The 12,989-nt window shown below is 54.1% G+C and carries 14 protein-coding genes; 10 read left to right on the forward strand and 4 right to left on the reverse strand.

Features of this window, described 5'->3' with window-relative positions; translation table 11 throughout:
• Window positions 1-33: 33 nt before the first annotated feature.
• From OSB_RS12215 to OSB_RS12245, 7 genes are all read left to right on the forward strand, one after another.
• Window positions 34-387, forward strand: coding sequence for a hypothetical protein (locus OSB_RS12215; RefSeq protein WP_049835266.1), 354 nt, complete (start codon window positions 34-36; stop codon window positions 385-387).
• Window positions 388-1,617 carry a mandelate racemase/muconate lactonizing enzyme family protein gene (locus OSB_RS12220; protein WP_049835267.1) on the forward strand — a complete coding sequence of 410 codons (1,230 nt, stop codon included), beginning with the start codon at window positions 388-390 and terminating at the stop codon, window positions 1,615-1,617.
• 110 nt (window positions 1,618-1,727) lie between these two features.
• A complete protein-coding gene (locus tag OSB_RS12225; protein ID WP_049835268.1) occupies window positions 1,728-2,333 on the forward strand; it encodes a TetR/AcrR family transcriptional regulator in 606 nt (201 codons plus the stop codon).
• A gap of 106 nt (window positions 2,334-2,439) precedes the next feature.
• A complete protein-coding gene (locus OSB_RS12230) occupies window positions 2,440-3,123 on the forward strand; it encodes a PspA/IM30 family protein (RefSeq protein WP_049835269.1) in 684 nt (227 codons plus the stop codon).
• A gap of 30 nt (window positions 3,124-3,153) precedes the next feature.
• Window positions 3,154-3,447, forward strand: coding sequence for a hypothetical protein (locus OSB_RS12235; protein WP_049835270.1), 294 nt, complete (start codon window positions 3,154-3,156; stop codon window positions 3,445-3,447).
• Between the two features lie 119 nt (window positions 3,448-3,566).
• Complete coding sequence (locus OSB_RS12240; protein WP_049835271.1) at window positions 3,567-4,223, forward strand: lysophospholipid acyltransferase family protein; 657 nt, start codon at window positions 3,567-3,569, stop codon at window positions 4,221-4,223.
• On the forward strand, window positions 4,220-5,158 hold the full coding sequence (locus tag OSB_RS12245) for a phosphatidate cytidylyltransferase (RefSeq protein ID WP_049835272.1): 939 nt from the start codon (window positions 4,220-4,222) through the stop codon (window positions 5,156-5,158). Before OSB_RS12240 ends, OSB_RS12245 begins: the two co-directional genes overlap by 4 nt.
• Here OSB_RS12245 and OSB_RS12250 read toward each other — a convergent pair.
• The 4 genes from OSB_RS12250 to OSB_RS12265 form a co-directional block, all read right to left on the reverse strand.
• Window positions 5,155-6,054, reverse strand: coding sequence for an endonuclease/exonuclease/phosphatase family protein (locus tag OSB_RS12250; RefSeq protein ID WP_049835273.1), 900 nt, complete (start codon window positions 6,052-6,054; stop codon window positions 5,155-5,157). The genes OSB_RS12245 and OSB_RS12250 overlap by 4 nt on opposite strands.
• A 68-nt stretch (window positions 6,055-6,122) precedes the next feature.
• On the reverse strand, window positions 6,123-7,265 hold the full coding sequence (locus OSB_RS12255) for a lytic murein transglycosylase (protein WP_049835274.1): 1,143 nt from the start codon (window positions 7,263-7,265) through the stop codon (window positions 6,123-6,125).
• 89 nt (window positions 7,266-7,354) lie between these two features.
• On the reverse strand, window positions 7,355-7,921 hold the full coding sequence (locus OSB_RS12260; RefSeq protein WP_049836154.1) for a YdeI/OmpD-associated family protein: 567 nt from the start codon (window positions 7,919-7,921) through the stop codon (window positions 7,355-7,357).
• 278 nt (window positions 7,922-8,199) lie between these two features.
• Window positions 8,200-8,907, reverse strand: a complete 708-nt coding sequence (locus tag OSB_RS12265) for a response regulator transcription factor (protein WP_143831261.1) — start codon at window positions 8,905-8,907, stop codon at window positions 8,200-8,202.
• A gap of 121 nt (window positions 8,908-9,028) precedes the next feature.
• Between OSB_RS12265 and OSB_RS12270 the strand changes: the two genes are divergently transcribed.
• Genes OSB_RS12270 through OSB_RS12280 form a run of 3 tightly spaced genes read left to right on the forward strand, consistent with a single transcriptional unit; the run spans window position 9,029 to window position 12,984 of the window.
• Window positions 9,029-11,626 carry a vWA domain-containing protein gene (locus tag OSB_RS12270; RefSeq protein ID WP_049835276.1) on the forward strand — a complete coding sequence of 866 codons (2,598 nt, stop codon included), beginning with the start codon at window positions 9,029-9,031 and terminating at the stop codon, window positions 11,624-11,626.
• Window positions 11,623-12,417, forward strand: coding sequence for a hypothetical protein (locus OSB_RS12275; protein ID WP_049835277.1), 795 nt, complete (start codon window positions 11,623-11,625; stop codon window positions 12,415-12,417). Before OSB_RS12270 ends, OSB_RS12275 begins: the two co-directional genes overlap by 4 nt.
• A 48-nt stretch (window positions 12,418-12,465) precedes the next feature.
• Entirely contained in the window at window positions 12,466-12,984 is a 519-nt protein-coding gene (locus tag OSB_RS12280; RefSeq protein WP_049835278.1) for a hypothetical protein, read from the forward strand.
• The last annotated feature ends 5 nt before the right edge of the window (window positions 12,985-12,989 follow it).

Consider the following 12,989-nt stretch of genomic DNA (forward strand, 5'->3'; position numbering starts at 1 on the left):
ACCAGAAGCCATCGCCAAAATGAAAGCCTAAAGATGATCCGTTTTTTAGCAAACCTGTTCTCTGCGCCAAAGCAGCCTTCCCAGCTCGTTGCTGGCCATTCTGCCGAAACGTCGATGAATTTTGACAGTGAAAATGTGCGCCCCTTTCTTGAAGGGCTCGCCCCTGGCACAATTGACCCAAGCGCACTTGTAACCATCGACGCTGCATTGAAAAACATGGCCGTTGACGAAACACGTGACTTTGTTCTCAATGCACAAACCGGCCTTCAACTTCAAATCTTCATGGATGATTTTGAAGCGCCAGACTTGTATTTTTTCGGGTCTGTCGAGATTATCGAATACATTGATCAAGCGTTAATGGCATTTGCTACGGCGATGGGATTGTAAATGAAACTCCAAGACCTCGACATCATCATCACTGCCCCTCCTGCTCCTGGCTGGGGTGGGCGATATTGGATCTTGGTAAAGGTCACAACGGATACAGGCGTTGTGGGCTGGGGCGAATGCTACGCCTCATCTGTTGGGCCCGAGGCCATGAAGGCCGTGATCAAAGACGTGTTTGAACGCCACATGCAGGAAGAAAACCCAGAGAACATCGAACTCATGTTTCGACGTGTTTATTCTAGCGGCTTCACACAGCGCCCAGATTTGACGGTTATGGGCGCATGGTCAGGCCTTGAAATCGCGTGTTGGGACATCTTGGGCAAAGACCGCGACCGCCCCGTTCATGCACTTATCGGTGGGCGGATGAACGATAAAATCCGCGCCTACACCTACCTGTACCCGCAACCCCAGCATCCGTTGCCAGAATTCTGGGCATCTGCGGACATGGCCGCTGAGGTTGCGGTAAGCTTAGTTGAACAAGGCTATACCGCAGTAAAATTTGACCCCGCCGGCCCCTACACCATCCGTTCCGGACATATGCCGTCGATGCATGACATCGAAACCTCGGTCGCGTTCTGCCAGAAAATCCGCGATGCCGTCGGCCCGAACACTGATCTGTTGTTTGGCACCCATGGCCAGTTTTCCACTGGCGGCGCTATTCGCATGGGTCAAGCCATCGAGAAGTTCAGCCCGCTTTGGTACGAAGAGCCCATCCCACCGGACGCGGTTGCGGAAATGGCCAAGGTCGCCGCTGCTGTCAAAATCCCAGTCGCTACTGGCGAGCGCCTGACCACAAAGGCCGAATTTGCGACGATCCTGCGGTCTGGTGCCGCCAATATCTTACAGCCTGCGCTTGGTCGCTCTGGCGGTATTTGGGAAACCAAAAAGATCGCGACACTCGCCGAGGTCTACAACGCGCAGGTCGCGCCGCACCTTTATGCAGGACCGATTGAGTGGGCCGCCAACGTACAACTTGCCGCGACGCTTCCAAACATCCTGATGTGCGAGACGATTGAAACCCCGTTCCACGACGCGCTGATCAAGTCTTCGATCACCATTGAGAACGGCTATGTGAACGTCCCAACTACGCCTGGCCTTGGCATTGAAGTTGATGAAGCCCTCGCCCGCGCGCATCCGCTAACCGATGACGGTTTGCACCTGCAAATGCAGGAAGATCCGATTGGCTATCATGGCCGCAATCTGTTTGCTGGCGGTGCTCCCGTTAAGGCTTAACCGAACGAAGCCTACGCGCCTCGCTTTCACCTTGCTAAGAAAACGGGCTGCACACCCTTTGCAATCCTGCCCTTGGGCCGTAGTCTTGAACCAAGTTCAGAGGGATAACTATGGCCGGAAAAGTTGAATTGCGCCGCGCGGCTTTGCGCGACACCCTAATCGAAAACGCCGAGCGTCGGATCACATCCGACGGTTTAAAAAACCTTCGTGCACGTGACTTGGCCAAAGACGCAGGTTGTGCGCTTGGCGCGATCTATAATGTGTTTGGCGATTTGAATGACCTTGTACTGGCCGTGAACGCTCGTACTTTCAAACGGTTAGGCGCTGCTGTTGCGGAATCTTTGGCCGAAGCACCACAAGATGCGACGCAACAGCTTATCGTTATGTCCCACGCTTATCACCACTTTGCCGCTGCCAACTTTAACACTTGGCGCGCTTTGTTTGATCTGGAACGCCCTAGCGGTGAAACCGCGCCGGATTGGTATTTGCAGGAAATGGGACAGCTGTTTTCCTATATCGATGCGCCCCTATCCGTCATCTTTCCCGACCACAGCGCAGAGAATCGCGCGCTTTTGACCAAAGCATTGTTCTCAAGCGTGCATGGAATCGTACTTTTGGGATTGGACGAGGCCTCAGCAGGCGTTCCCGCCGCACAATTAGATGGAATGATTTCGTTGATTCTCAACCACTTAGCCTCTTCATCTCAAATTTCCTGAACATTGTTCACGTTTTTACTTGATTGAAGCCAGCAGCATCGCTAAATCTAACTCATGAACAACGTTCACGATACACAGTGAACCGCGACAGATGAAAGGAAGCGATATGTTCAAGACACTCTCAACCCTCATTGCAGGGGTCAACGCACGCTCCGAAGACCGCGTCCGCGATGCCTTTGCGATTGAATTGATCGACCAGAAAATCCGCGAAGCCGAGACATCCCTTAAGGCGGCGAAAGCCACCCTCGCCTCGCTGATTCAGCGTCAACGCTCGGAAGAACGCCAGCGCGATGCCCTTAAAAACCGCATCAAAGACATGATGACCCGTGCCCAAGACGCAATGGATCAGGGTCGTGATGATCTGGCAGGTGAAGCCGCACAAGCGGTTGCGCAAATGGAAAACGAACTGACGATCCGCACTGAAACGTGTGATCGGTTGGATCAAAAAGTCATCCGTCTGCGCAACTCAATCGAGGCCGGTCACCGCCGCATCATTGATCTCAAACAAGGCGCCATCCAAGCCCGCGCTGTGCGCCGTGAACAGGCGATCCAGTCCAAGTTGAATTCGACAATCGGTCGCACTTCGAATGTTGAGGAAGCCGAGGAACTGATTGGTCGCGTAATGGGTAAAGATGACCCGTTTGAACAGTCTGAAATCCTGCGCGAAATCGATCGCGACTTGGGCCACGAAACCCTTGCTGATCGCATGGCAGATCAGGGCTTTGGCCCCGCCACACGCACCACAGCGGACGACGTCCTCGCCCGTCTGAAAACCAAGAAATCCGCTTAACACACTGAAATTTATCGAAGGAATAGAACCATGAGTAACTTTAACAAATCTGACAACGGCCTGATCATTTTCTTTAACGGCATCGGCGTAGTGATCGCCTACGGCATGCTTGCCTTGTCCCTATACATGTCACCAGACGTGCCAATGGCCACCAAAGGCTACTGGGGGATCGGCATTCTTCTTCTGACCCTCGCCTTGGTGAACTTCGTGAAACTGCGCTTTGATGACCGCCTCTCAGAAGACCGGATCACCCGCGTCGAAGAGGCCCGCAATGAACGTCTTTTGGCGGATTACATCGGCGGTGAAGACGACAAAGCCGCATAAAGCCTTCCCAGTTGCCGCTCACGGCAAGCGCCCCGCTCCTTCCCTGTCCCAAGGGTAGCGGGGCGCACCCCTTTTCAAACCTGCCATCCTCAGCCAAACTCACCGGAATGAAATCACTCATGTCCCTTCCCCGCAGATTTGCAGCCAAGATCGTCGGCCAAGCCATTGCTTTGTTTGCTCGCTTTATCACGGCCGTACGTGCGGATTGGCGTGGGATTGAACCGGTCAACAAACAGCGGGTCTATTACGCCAATCATGTCAGCAACGCCGATATGCCAATGATCTGGTCATGCATGCCCCCCAACATTCGCCGTGACGTGCGCCCTGTTGCTGCCGCAGACTACTGGCTGAAAAACAAACTACGGGCTTTTGTCGGCCCCGAGGTTTTTAACTGCGTCTTGGTCGACCGCCGCCCCGAAGCGCGCGATGAAAGCCATGACCCCATGCAAAACATTCTGGATGCCTTGGATGACGGCTCGTCCCTCATCATTTTCCCCGAAGGCAACCGCAATATGACGGAAGATCCGTTGCTGCCGTTTAAGTCGGGTCTGTTCAACATGGGCAAAGCCCGCCCTGACGTTGACCTCGTGCCGACATGGATCGCCAATGTGACTGAGATCATGCCAAAGGGCGAGGTCATCCCGCTCCCGCTGATCTGCACCGTCACCTTCGGAGAGCCGATCCACGTCGAGGACAATGAGACAAAAGACGCCTTTCTTGAACGTGCATCAACTGCACTCGTCGATCTCGCGCCAAGTCGAGAGGATCGGTTATGACCTCGACCAGCTCTGATATTCTCGGACTATTTTTCGCCGTTTGCGGCCTCATGCTCGCGCTCACGCTCATCGGTGAGGTCCTGAGTGCGCGCAGTGGTGAGGACAACCCAGTCGTGGTTACCTTCAAGACCCGCGTGCGTAGCTGGTGGGGCATGGTCATCCTGTTCACCCTAGCACTGATCGCCGGAAAGGTGGGCATCATCGTTTTGTTCGCCTTCGCGTCCTTCGCCGCATTGCGCGAATTCCTGACGCTAACCAACAAACGTCAGGCCGACCACCTCGCCCTCGCGCTCGGCTTTTTTGTGGTGCTGCCTCTGCAATACCTGTTCGTCGGCCTCGACTGGCAAGCGCTTTATACGGTTTTCATCCCCGTCTATGCGTTTTTGTTACTGCCCGTCGTTTCCGCTTTGCGTGGTAATCCCGACCGCTTCTTAATTCGCGTAGCGGAAACCCAATGGGCACTGATGATCGCCGTTTTCTGCATGTCCCATGTCCCTGCCTTGTTGATGATCGACGTCGCCGGATATCCAGCGGATCGCGGTGTTTTGCTCATCGCGTTCCTCATCATGGTCGTTCAATTTGGCGACCTGTTGGATTTCTTCTTTGGCCGTCGCATCGGCAAAACCCGCATCATTCCCAACCTGTCTGCAAAGACGTGGGAAGGCATGGCCTGCGGTGTTGTGTCTGCGGCCATCATTGGTGGGCTGCTCGCATGGATGACCCCGTTTGGGATCGGCGGTGCGATGGCGATGGCGGCACTTGCGTCCACGGCTGGTATGTTCGGCAATCTGGTGTTCGCCGCCATCAAAGCAGACCGAGGCGTCAAAGACTGGTCCCACCTGATCCCCGGCCAAGGCGGGTTCACCGACCAGCTAGATAGCGTGATCTTTGCCGCGCCCATTTTCTATCACGTCACCCATTTGATCTGGGGCTAACGAAGTGTGAAATCCCCGACAACGGGATAGTGGTCCGTTGGCCATTCACCATCAAAACGGCCCCTAACCGAAAACGTCTCACCCACGGATTCAACCCCGTTGATCCCACCAATGTGGTCGATTGCGGGAAAAAGGTTCAGGCCACGATTGAAATGGAATGACGAGCCTTGCGAGGGCCAGAATGTGACGCCCACGTCTTCGAGTATCCCCAAGGTCGTGGACCCGCGGATCGCGTTGAAATCACCGATAACAAAGACAGGCATCTGGTTCGCAGGCGCGGCGATACGCTCGGCCACCAGTGCAGCGGACAGTTGTTTGTTCGACATGCTGCGGTATTCGGTGTGCAGGTTATAGACGCGAAACACACTGCCGTTCTGGTCTTCGAACTCAGCCCAAGACGCGAACGCCGGCCATGATCCGTTAAAAGTCCGCGAATAAATGACATCAGGCGTTTCGCTGAAAAAGAACCACCCTTGATCGCGCAATTCCAGACGGTCCTGGCGGTAGAAAATCGGCTGCGTGCTGGGGAACTCCGCTGGGTCGCCAACAGCCGCCGCTGCGTAGTCTGGGTTTTGGTCGCGCAACCAATCCAGTGTCAGGTTCGCAGGCGCCATGCCGCGCCCAAAGCTTTCCATTTCCTGAAAGCCTACAACATCTGCCTCAAGACTGCGAAACGCCGTTTGCAGCGGCTCCTTGCGCCGTTCCCAATCGCCAAGCGACCAGTCGCCCGTTTCGCGGCCCATCCAAATGTAATGAACATTGTATGTCGCTACGCGCAACGTGTCGGACTGTGGGGCTTTAACAGGCTGCGGCAATGAATTGCAGGCAACCATGCCGCCCGAAATCGCAACAAGCGATGCGACCAGCACGGCCACCCGATTCACCCAAGTCTTCATGGTAACTCCAAACTCTGCTTAGTTTGCATCTGCGCATCAACAAGGCCGATACGCAAAACAACAGCACGTTACCGAAGGTTCGACAGCACCTCAGCGGAGGCAACACCCGTAACAGCAAGCCCCTGTCGTTGTTGGAAATCACTGATCGCAGCTTCGGTCAGTCGACCGATCACCCCGTCAATTGTTCCAACATCATAACCGCGCGCCGCGAGACCACGTTGAATTGCCAATCTGTCTTCGCGCGAAAGACCGTTCGCATCACGTGGAAAGCTGCCTTGCAACGGCCCAGCGCCACCCAGACGATCCGCTAAATGGCCAACGCCAAGCGCATACAGGTCAGAGTTGTTGTAGGTTTTGATCACATTGAAATTGCGCGTCACGGTAAACCTCACGCCACCTGCCTGCGGTTGAATGGTGCGCCCATCCGGGCCGCCAGTGCCCGTTTCGGCACCCCACTTCAAACCAGATCGCCAGCCGTTACGTTCCAGATAGCTGGCCGTTGACGCCAATGCATCCGCTGGATCATCGTTCCAGATATCGCGGCGTCCATCACCATTAAAATCGACTGCGAAAGACTGATAAGACGTCGGAATAAACTGAGTGTGCCCCATCGCGCCAGCCCAGCTTCCGGTCAGCTGCGAAGGCGTAGTGTCACCACGTTCTAGAATGCGCAACGCCGCGACCAGTTGGGATTCGTAGAAATCCCCACGTCGCCCGTCAAACGCCAACGTCGCCGTTGAAGACACCACTGGTATCAGGCCGCGTTTTTCGCCGAATTGGCTTTCCATACCCCAAATCGCCGCAACGATGTGCGCATCCACACCGTAACGGGCTTCAATTGCGTTCAATGTGTTTCCGTAACGCGCCAGCGCTGCGCGCCCCTTGCTAAGGCGATCATCAGACGTAGCAATGGAAAGGTATTCTTCCAATGTGCGCCGCGTCTGAATTTGCGAACCGTCCCGCGTGACCACCCCCGGAAGATAGCCAGCGTTCGCGAAGGCGGCATCAAACGTAGCCGATGAAATCCCAGCGTTGGTCGCTCGGGACTTAAATCGCGCGACCCAACTCGTGAAATCCGCGTTTGCGACGGGGCGCAAATCTGCGGGCAATCCTCCACTGCTAACGGGTTGCGCGGTTGGGGCATTGCCCACACAAGCCGTGATGCTCATTGTGGCAGCAGCGGCGATAAAATGGCGTCTATTCATACTCATAGTTGGCAAGGATAGTCAGGTTCCACCAAAAGGAAAGGCATGATGGTAGGCCACAATGCAGACGTGCCGAATGCCGCTTAGTCGACTGGCTACTTTTTCCTCATTGACGGAATTTTCAGCCCTTCTTCAGAGGATGAGATCAAGACCTCGAGCCTGCGCAAACGGGTTTCCTCTTTCTTCGCGCTCATGACCCACCAAATCGAATCCCGTCGGTAAGACGGTGCCAGATTGTTCAGGAACTGCCATGCTGCATCATTTGCCCGCACCCGTGCTTCAAACGCGTCTGACAGCGGTATGTTTCGATCAGCCGAAGTGTAGCCCTTCACGTCTGAGCGGTTGTTGTAAACATGCAAGCGCTCCGGTTTCATCAAGCCTAGCGGTATGAATCCCTGCACCTTGGTCACGTTAACCGCGCTCCAAACATTGTTCAGCTTGCGCGGGGTGAAACGAATTTTATAGCTTTGATCATCAATGGATTTGCGCACCCCATCGATCCACCCAAACCAAAGCGCAACATCGACGGAGTCCGACCATGTCAGGCTCGCGCGGTTGGTGCTTTTTCTATTATAACCCACCCAGATTTCGCTGGCTTCAGGATGGCCTTCAATCCAGCCGCTGAACTCTAGTTGATTTGTGAAGAAAACAACGTCGCTCACGATCACTGCCCCCTGGTTTTCAAATGCGATTGCACAATCAGAAAAAGGGGAAGCATGCGCAAAGTGAAAAATGGATACCAAAGCAGCTATTCGCTGCGATCGCGACCGGTCTAGCTTACCTGAACCTCAGCTACGCAGGACAAAGCAGACCTTGAGGTATTCTCAACCAATAACCGCTTTCTTAACGTCGTAAGGTCTAAAGATGTCATCTCAGTGCTAGTCGCCCTGCTTCGCGGTCATCATCCTGCTCGTAAACCAACGGAGAGAAGACCTTACTGTTAGATCAAGCCAGCTCGAACAGCGAGCGCGACCGCTTGGTCTCGGGTTTTCGCCTTTAACCGCCCTCGGGCGTTGCGCAAATGTAGTTCCACGGTGCCCTCAGAGAGGCCTAACTTATAGGCGACTTGGGCCGTGCGCATGCCATCGGCAAAGAAGGCGAGACAATCGCGTTCCCGCACGGTCAGGGCTGGCCCATCGTCGTTTGGCATATTCAGGCCAGCATAAACCAGTTGGCACCAAGCACGCCAAGTGTCTTCAAACTCCATGCGTAGTTCGGCAAATTCAGCAAGTGTAAGTTTGTTCATCAAGTTAAACCCAACGCCCGCACCCTGCGCATCAGGTAGAAGGGTGACGGACATGCCCATCGAAATATTCAGTGAGGCGCTACCTTTGGCGATCTGATCCAACGCTTCTTGCGGCAAGTGCTGATGGTGCTCAAAATGACCGATACCTGTCGGTTGTGACGATAGGCAGGTCAAGCAACTGCGTGCAAACGGATCACGATCCGCTTTTACAGCTTCCGTATATTCCTGCGTCCAAGCATCGTCGCCATTGCTTAAAATTAACGGAACTTTTCGAGCGCTCAGGTCCAAAAAAACGACTTTGGACAACCCCATCTGTGGGAGGTGCGATACCGCAGATGTCCACGTATCTGCGTACGTCGACTGCTTCTCTAACTGATCCGCGACGGATCTAATAAGGGACAATATTTCACCTCAAAAGCCATGACTAAGGAAACTCTTACCTTGTGGAAAGTGTGCCGTATTGTTCCAGTGCAACGAATTTTGAACGAAGTGTCAATTCTTCAGACGATTTCAAGGATAGTCGATGCGTATTGCAGCACCACTGATCGTCTCGCTTTTTACAGCGACCCCACTTTTCTCTCAGACTACGAACAATGACGTAATGGTGGTGTTCGATATGTCCGGTTCCATGTGGGGGCAGGTTGATGGCGTCGCCAAGGTTGAAATTGCCCGCAATGCATTTGACGGGCTGCTGGGCGACTGGGAGGCCACCGGCACACGCACAGGATTGATTGTATATGGCCACCGGGAGCGTGGAAATTGCGCGGATATCGAAACACTTTCTACACCAGGTGATGGTTCTAACGCCTCTGAACTGCTCGCAGGCCTGTCGCCCATTGGCAAAACGCCATTGTCTGACGCAGTCCGGCAAGCCGCCGAGATCTTGCGTTATACTGAAGACGCTGCGACCGTCGTGTTACTGTCTGACGGAGTCGAGACATGCAATGCAGACCCTTGTGCTGTGGGCACTGAACTCGAGGCGCTTGGTCTGGATTTCACAACCCATGTAATTGGGTTTGACATCGCGGAAGGCGACAAGGCGCAGCTTCAATGCTTGGCAGATGCCACGGGCGGGCTGTACTTCGATGCCGCTGACGCTGGCGAATTGGCTGATGCTATGGACGGGGTTGTGCAGGTGACAAATGCGCCCCAACCCGTGGTAGACTCGGCACAAGATTACCAAGAAGTGACGATCCGTGTACGCATGGATGGGAGTCTTCTTGCAATGCCTGAGCAGGTCACAATTTATGGCAATGATGTTGAGCTTGGGACGCTAACTGACGACACCGTTGTCATTCCGGGTTTGCCGCTTCAATTGGATTTTGGTCCCGTGACGTTGCGGGTGGAAGGGGATGGCATATCTGGCGAACGTATTGTGGAGATCACTGATCAGACGGAGTTCATAGATCTACAAGTTTCAGGCGTTCAAGCTGACTACGTGATTTGGCGCGACGGCCAGTTACCAATCTTGGATGCTGGCAAAGAGCATATTGTTCTGTTGAACAATACAACTGGAATTGATCGCTCGTCTTTCTATCGCGCGTTCATTTACCCTGCAGGTAGCACTGATCCAGCTGACGCTATTCGCGCTGGAAGCGTGTCGCCTAATGCTAACGTCTATACTGCCGTGCGCGTGCCATCACCCGAAACGCCGGGCGACTTTGAATTGGTCGCCACTGCAACAGACGGCACCGAATATGCGCGCATTCCGATCAGCTTTGCCGCAACGATTGATCCTGTATGGCAAGGCGCGCGTGAGGTTAAGGTAGGTGAAGTTTTTGATGCGTATTGGGCGGGTTCAAGCAATCGCCGGGACGGATTCCAATTCATGCAGGCAGGTCAGCGGGTCAGCCGGACAACCGTAGAGGGGATGGCCACAGATTATGGCTTTCAACTGACGGCTCCTGATGAAGCAGGATTATATGATCTTGTTTTTAGTTCTGATTTTGAAAACAGCCTTGGATCAAAAACGACTGCCTTGGGCCAGATAGCTGTTGGTATGCCTTTGCCGCAGGATGGTGCAATCGGCTTTGATACAGAAGACATGAGCACAGAAGCGGATGCGATGGGTGGCGAAGAATTTCCACTGCTGGACATCGGCGAATTGCATGGTGATTGGCAGTTGGTCATGCAAAACAGCCAACGCACCATTCCACTCATTAGCTTCCAACTGAACCACGCAGAAGGTGAACCGACGGGTACCGGTGGGCTCGTGGTTGAGGCCGACCCAAGCTGGGGTTTTGGCCCAAAGGGCGGCCTTGGTGACGCGACATTGATGTTAAATGGCGGTCTGGGGCTGAGTATGACCATTGCAGTACATGGGGCCAGCACAGACTACGCGATGACCCCTGAAGGCGCGGGCTGGACGACTGAGATATCGACCGAAGATGGTGGTACTGCGAATGTGCTGCTGATCAAGGCCGGTGATCTCGCCGCCGCCGATACCGCCCGCGATGCCACCCCAGTTGATCAACAACTTATCGCGGTCGATGAACGCAATGAGCGGTTACAAAATCCGGTGACGTGGACGCTTCAGTTCTTGGATTCCGAGGTTCCAGCCGTAATGGCGGTATCAAGCGGGTATCTGTTAGACGATTTTGGACGCACGCCTGGGAACTATCAGGTTACGGCTCAGTCCGGCACACTGCATGGTGTTTCCAATATTCAGCTTGGTACGGGGCACCCGCGCGCGAACGTTGTGGTTCTCAAACCGGAGACCGAGGGGGAGGATCTAGCCCTTGATGTCGCGTTCTTTTGCTCGGTTGGCGAGCATTGTGAAATGACGATGTCTGACGTCCCCGTTGATTTTTACCTGCCCGAGGGCTGGGGGGCAGAACGTCCAATAGAGATCGAACGCGATATGCCGATGTTCAATATGACGACCAACACCTCAAGCGGTCCGTTTTTCGTCACACTGAACCAACCGCAACGCATGGCGGATCTTGGACCATGTACGGAATTGGTCACTGGCATGTTTTGCCATGATACAACCGATGACCCCGCACTTTTGGCCGATATTGCGCTAATCCAAAGCAGCCTATCGTTCAAACCTGTCGGCATTTGGCTGAACGAAGAGCGTCTTGATACCCTTTTGAACCAATTGACCGGAGACGCTCAATGAAGCACCTAGTTCTGACTGCCGCGCTCACCGCGAGCCCCGTTTTTGCGGATACAGTAGACGTCTATGTCGTTGATCCTGACGGTGAAGGGGTCCTTCAACATGAGAGCGACGTAACAATCCAAGAAGCTGACCTGCTGATCGAAGGCGAGCGCCCGCCTGGTGCTAGAGGGGTTGTTTTGGAAAGGGGTAAGCCTGTCAGCTGGACCGACTTACCCCCAGAAGGCGTGAATGAACGCTACGGTGGTGATGGCCCGCCGCCCATTGTGAATCTCGATGACAGCGAAATGGACTTTGACGAAGACGATCTCGAGACAACGCCTTCCAATGGTGAACTCCAGGGAGAAGAGCCCTCGGTCATTGACGTTGGTGAGGAAGATACCCAAGACTTAACGCCCGAACCTGATAGCATGCAATCCGCGCGCATTCAGCCGCGTGATGGATTTTGGATAATCGAAATTCAGGATCAGGTTTTCTCGGGCTGTTCTGCAGCGATTGAAAGCGCTGCTCAAACGCAAATGGCTGCTCTGCAAACATCCGGAAACCGTAGCATTTTCGGACCCAACTTCACGCCCGAACAAATGGCGCCACAGCTTGATTGGACGCAGATTGGTACAAATTCGTGGTTCGGCAGCCATGATATGACCCAAGATGGCACTGGCGTATTTCTGCAGTGGGGCGTGCAGGTGATCTCACCCACGCTTATCAATCACCGCCAACATTTGACCTTTGCGATGGGTCCACTTGGGAATTGCGACGCTTATACATTCACACAAGCCGCTTGGATGAACTGAACTTTAAGGCTCAGCACCACCGACCTCACTATTTAGATTGGACAAATCATGACGATTTTCAACATCCTGCGCCCTGTGGCCATGGCCGCCAGCCTGGTGTGTTTTGCCACGACGTCTCATGCACAAACAGCCCTCGAAACTGCGGAAAACATTGCCGGAGTGATGGAGGCCTGCGTCCTTGTGACCACCGCCCATGACTACGCGGCAGAAGGGCAAAGACCTGACATTTCTTGGAATAGCGTGACGGAACGAAGCGCTTATCTTGGAACCGAAGGTGCACCGGTGACTGTCACTGCGAATGTTTGGCGCACGGACATGTCTTACAATTCTTACTGTGATTTCCAGCTCGAAGACGCTGATCTGGCGCAAGCAGCATTTGATCTATTTATGACGGATCGGACTCCTGTCGTCTTAGAGGAGCAACAAGGGATTTGTTACGAAAACGCTTTCCTAATTGTCTATGCGACAGGCCCTGAATCGGTCCAAGCCAGTGCCGTTGGCGCGCAAGGTTACATTAGCGTACATAACCAAGAACAATACGGCGAAGACCCCTGTGCTGCCCAATAACCAAT

The organism is Octadecabacter temperatus, assembly GCF_001187845.1.
GTDB lineage: Bacteria > Pseudomonadota > Alphaproteobacteria > Rhodobacterales > Rhodobacteraceae > Octadecabacter > Octadecabacter temperatus.

What these genes read in the sequence shown, in the direction of transcription:
- OSB_RS12215 (WP_049835266.1), top strand. Translation starts at nt 34, where the DNA reads ATGATCCGTTTTTTAGCAAACCTGTTCTCTGCGCCAAAGCAGCCTTCC.
- OSB_RS12220 (WP_049835267.1), top strand. Translation starts at nt 388, where the DNA reads ATGAAACTCCAAGACCTCGACATCATCATCACTGCCCCTCCTGCTCCT.
- OSB_RS12225 (WP_049835268.1), top strand. Translation starts at nt 1,728, where the DNA reads ATGGCCGGAAAAGTTGAATTGCGCCGCGCGGCTTTGCGCGACACCCTA.
- OSB_RS12230 (WP_049835269.1), top strand. Translation starts at nt 2,440, where the DNA reads ATGTTCAAGACACTCTCAACCCTCATTGCAGGGGTCAACGCACGCTCC.
- OSB_RS12235 (WP_049835270.1), top strand. Translation starts at nt 3,154, where the DNA reads ATGAGTAACTTTAACAAATCTGACAACGGCCTGATCATTTTCTTTAAC.
- OSB_RS12240 (WP_049835271.1), top strand. Translation starts at nt 3,567, where the DNA reads ATGTCCCTTCCCCGCAGATTTGCAGCCAAGATCGTCGGCCAAGCCATT.
- OSB_RS12245 (WP_049835272.1), top strand. Translation starts at nt 4,220, where the DNA reads ATGACCTCGACCAGCTCTGATATTCTCGGACTATTTTTCGCCGTTTGC.
- OSB_RS12250 (WP_049835273.1), bottom strand. Translation starts at nt 6,054, where the DNA reads ATGAAGACTTGGGTGAATCGGGTGGCCGTGCTGGTCGCATCGCTTGTT.
- OSB_RS12255 (WP_049835274.1), bottom strand. Translation starts at nt 7,265, where the DNA reads ATGAGTATGAATAGACGCCATTTTATCGCCGCTGCTGCCACAATGAGC.
- OSB_RS12270 (WP_049835276.1), top strand. Translation starts at nt 9,029, where the DNA reads ATGCGTATTGCAGCACCACTGATCGTCTCGCTTTTTACAGCGACCCCA.
- OSB_RS12275 (WP_049835277.1), top strand. Translation starts at nt 11,623, where the DNA reads ATGAAGCACCTAGTTCTGACTGCCGCGCTCACCGCGAGCCCCGTTTTT.
- OSB_RS12280 (WP_049835278.1), top strand. Translation starts at nt 12,466, where the DNA reads ATGACGATTTTCAACATCCTGCGCCCTGTGGCCATGGCCGCCAGCCTG.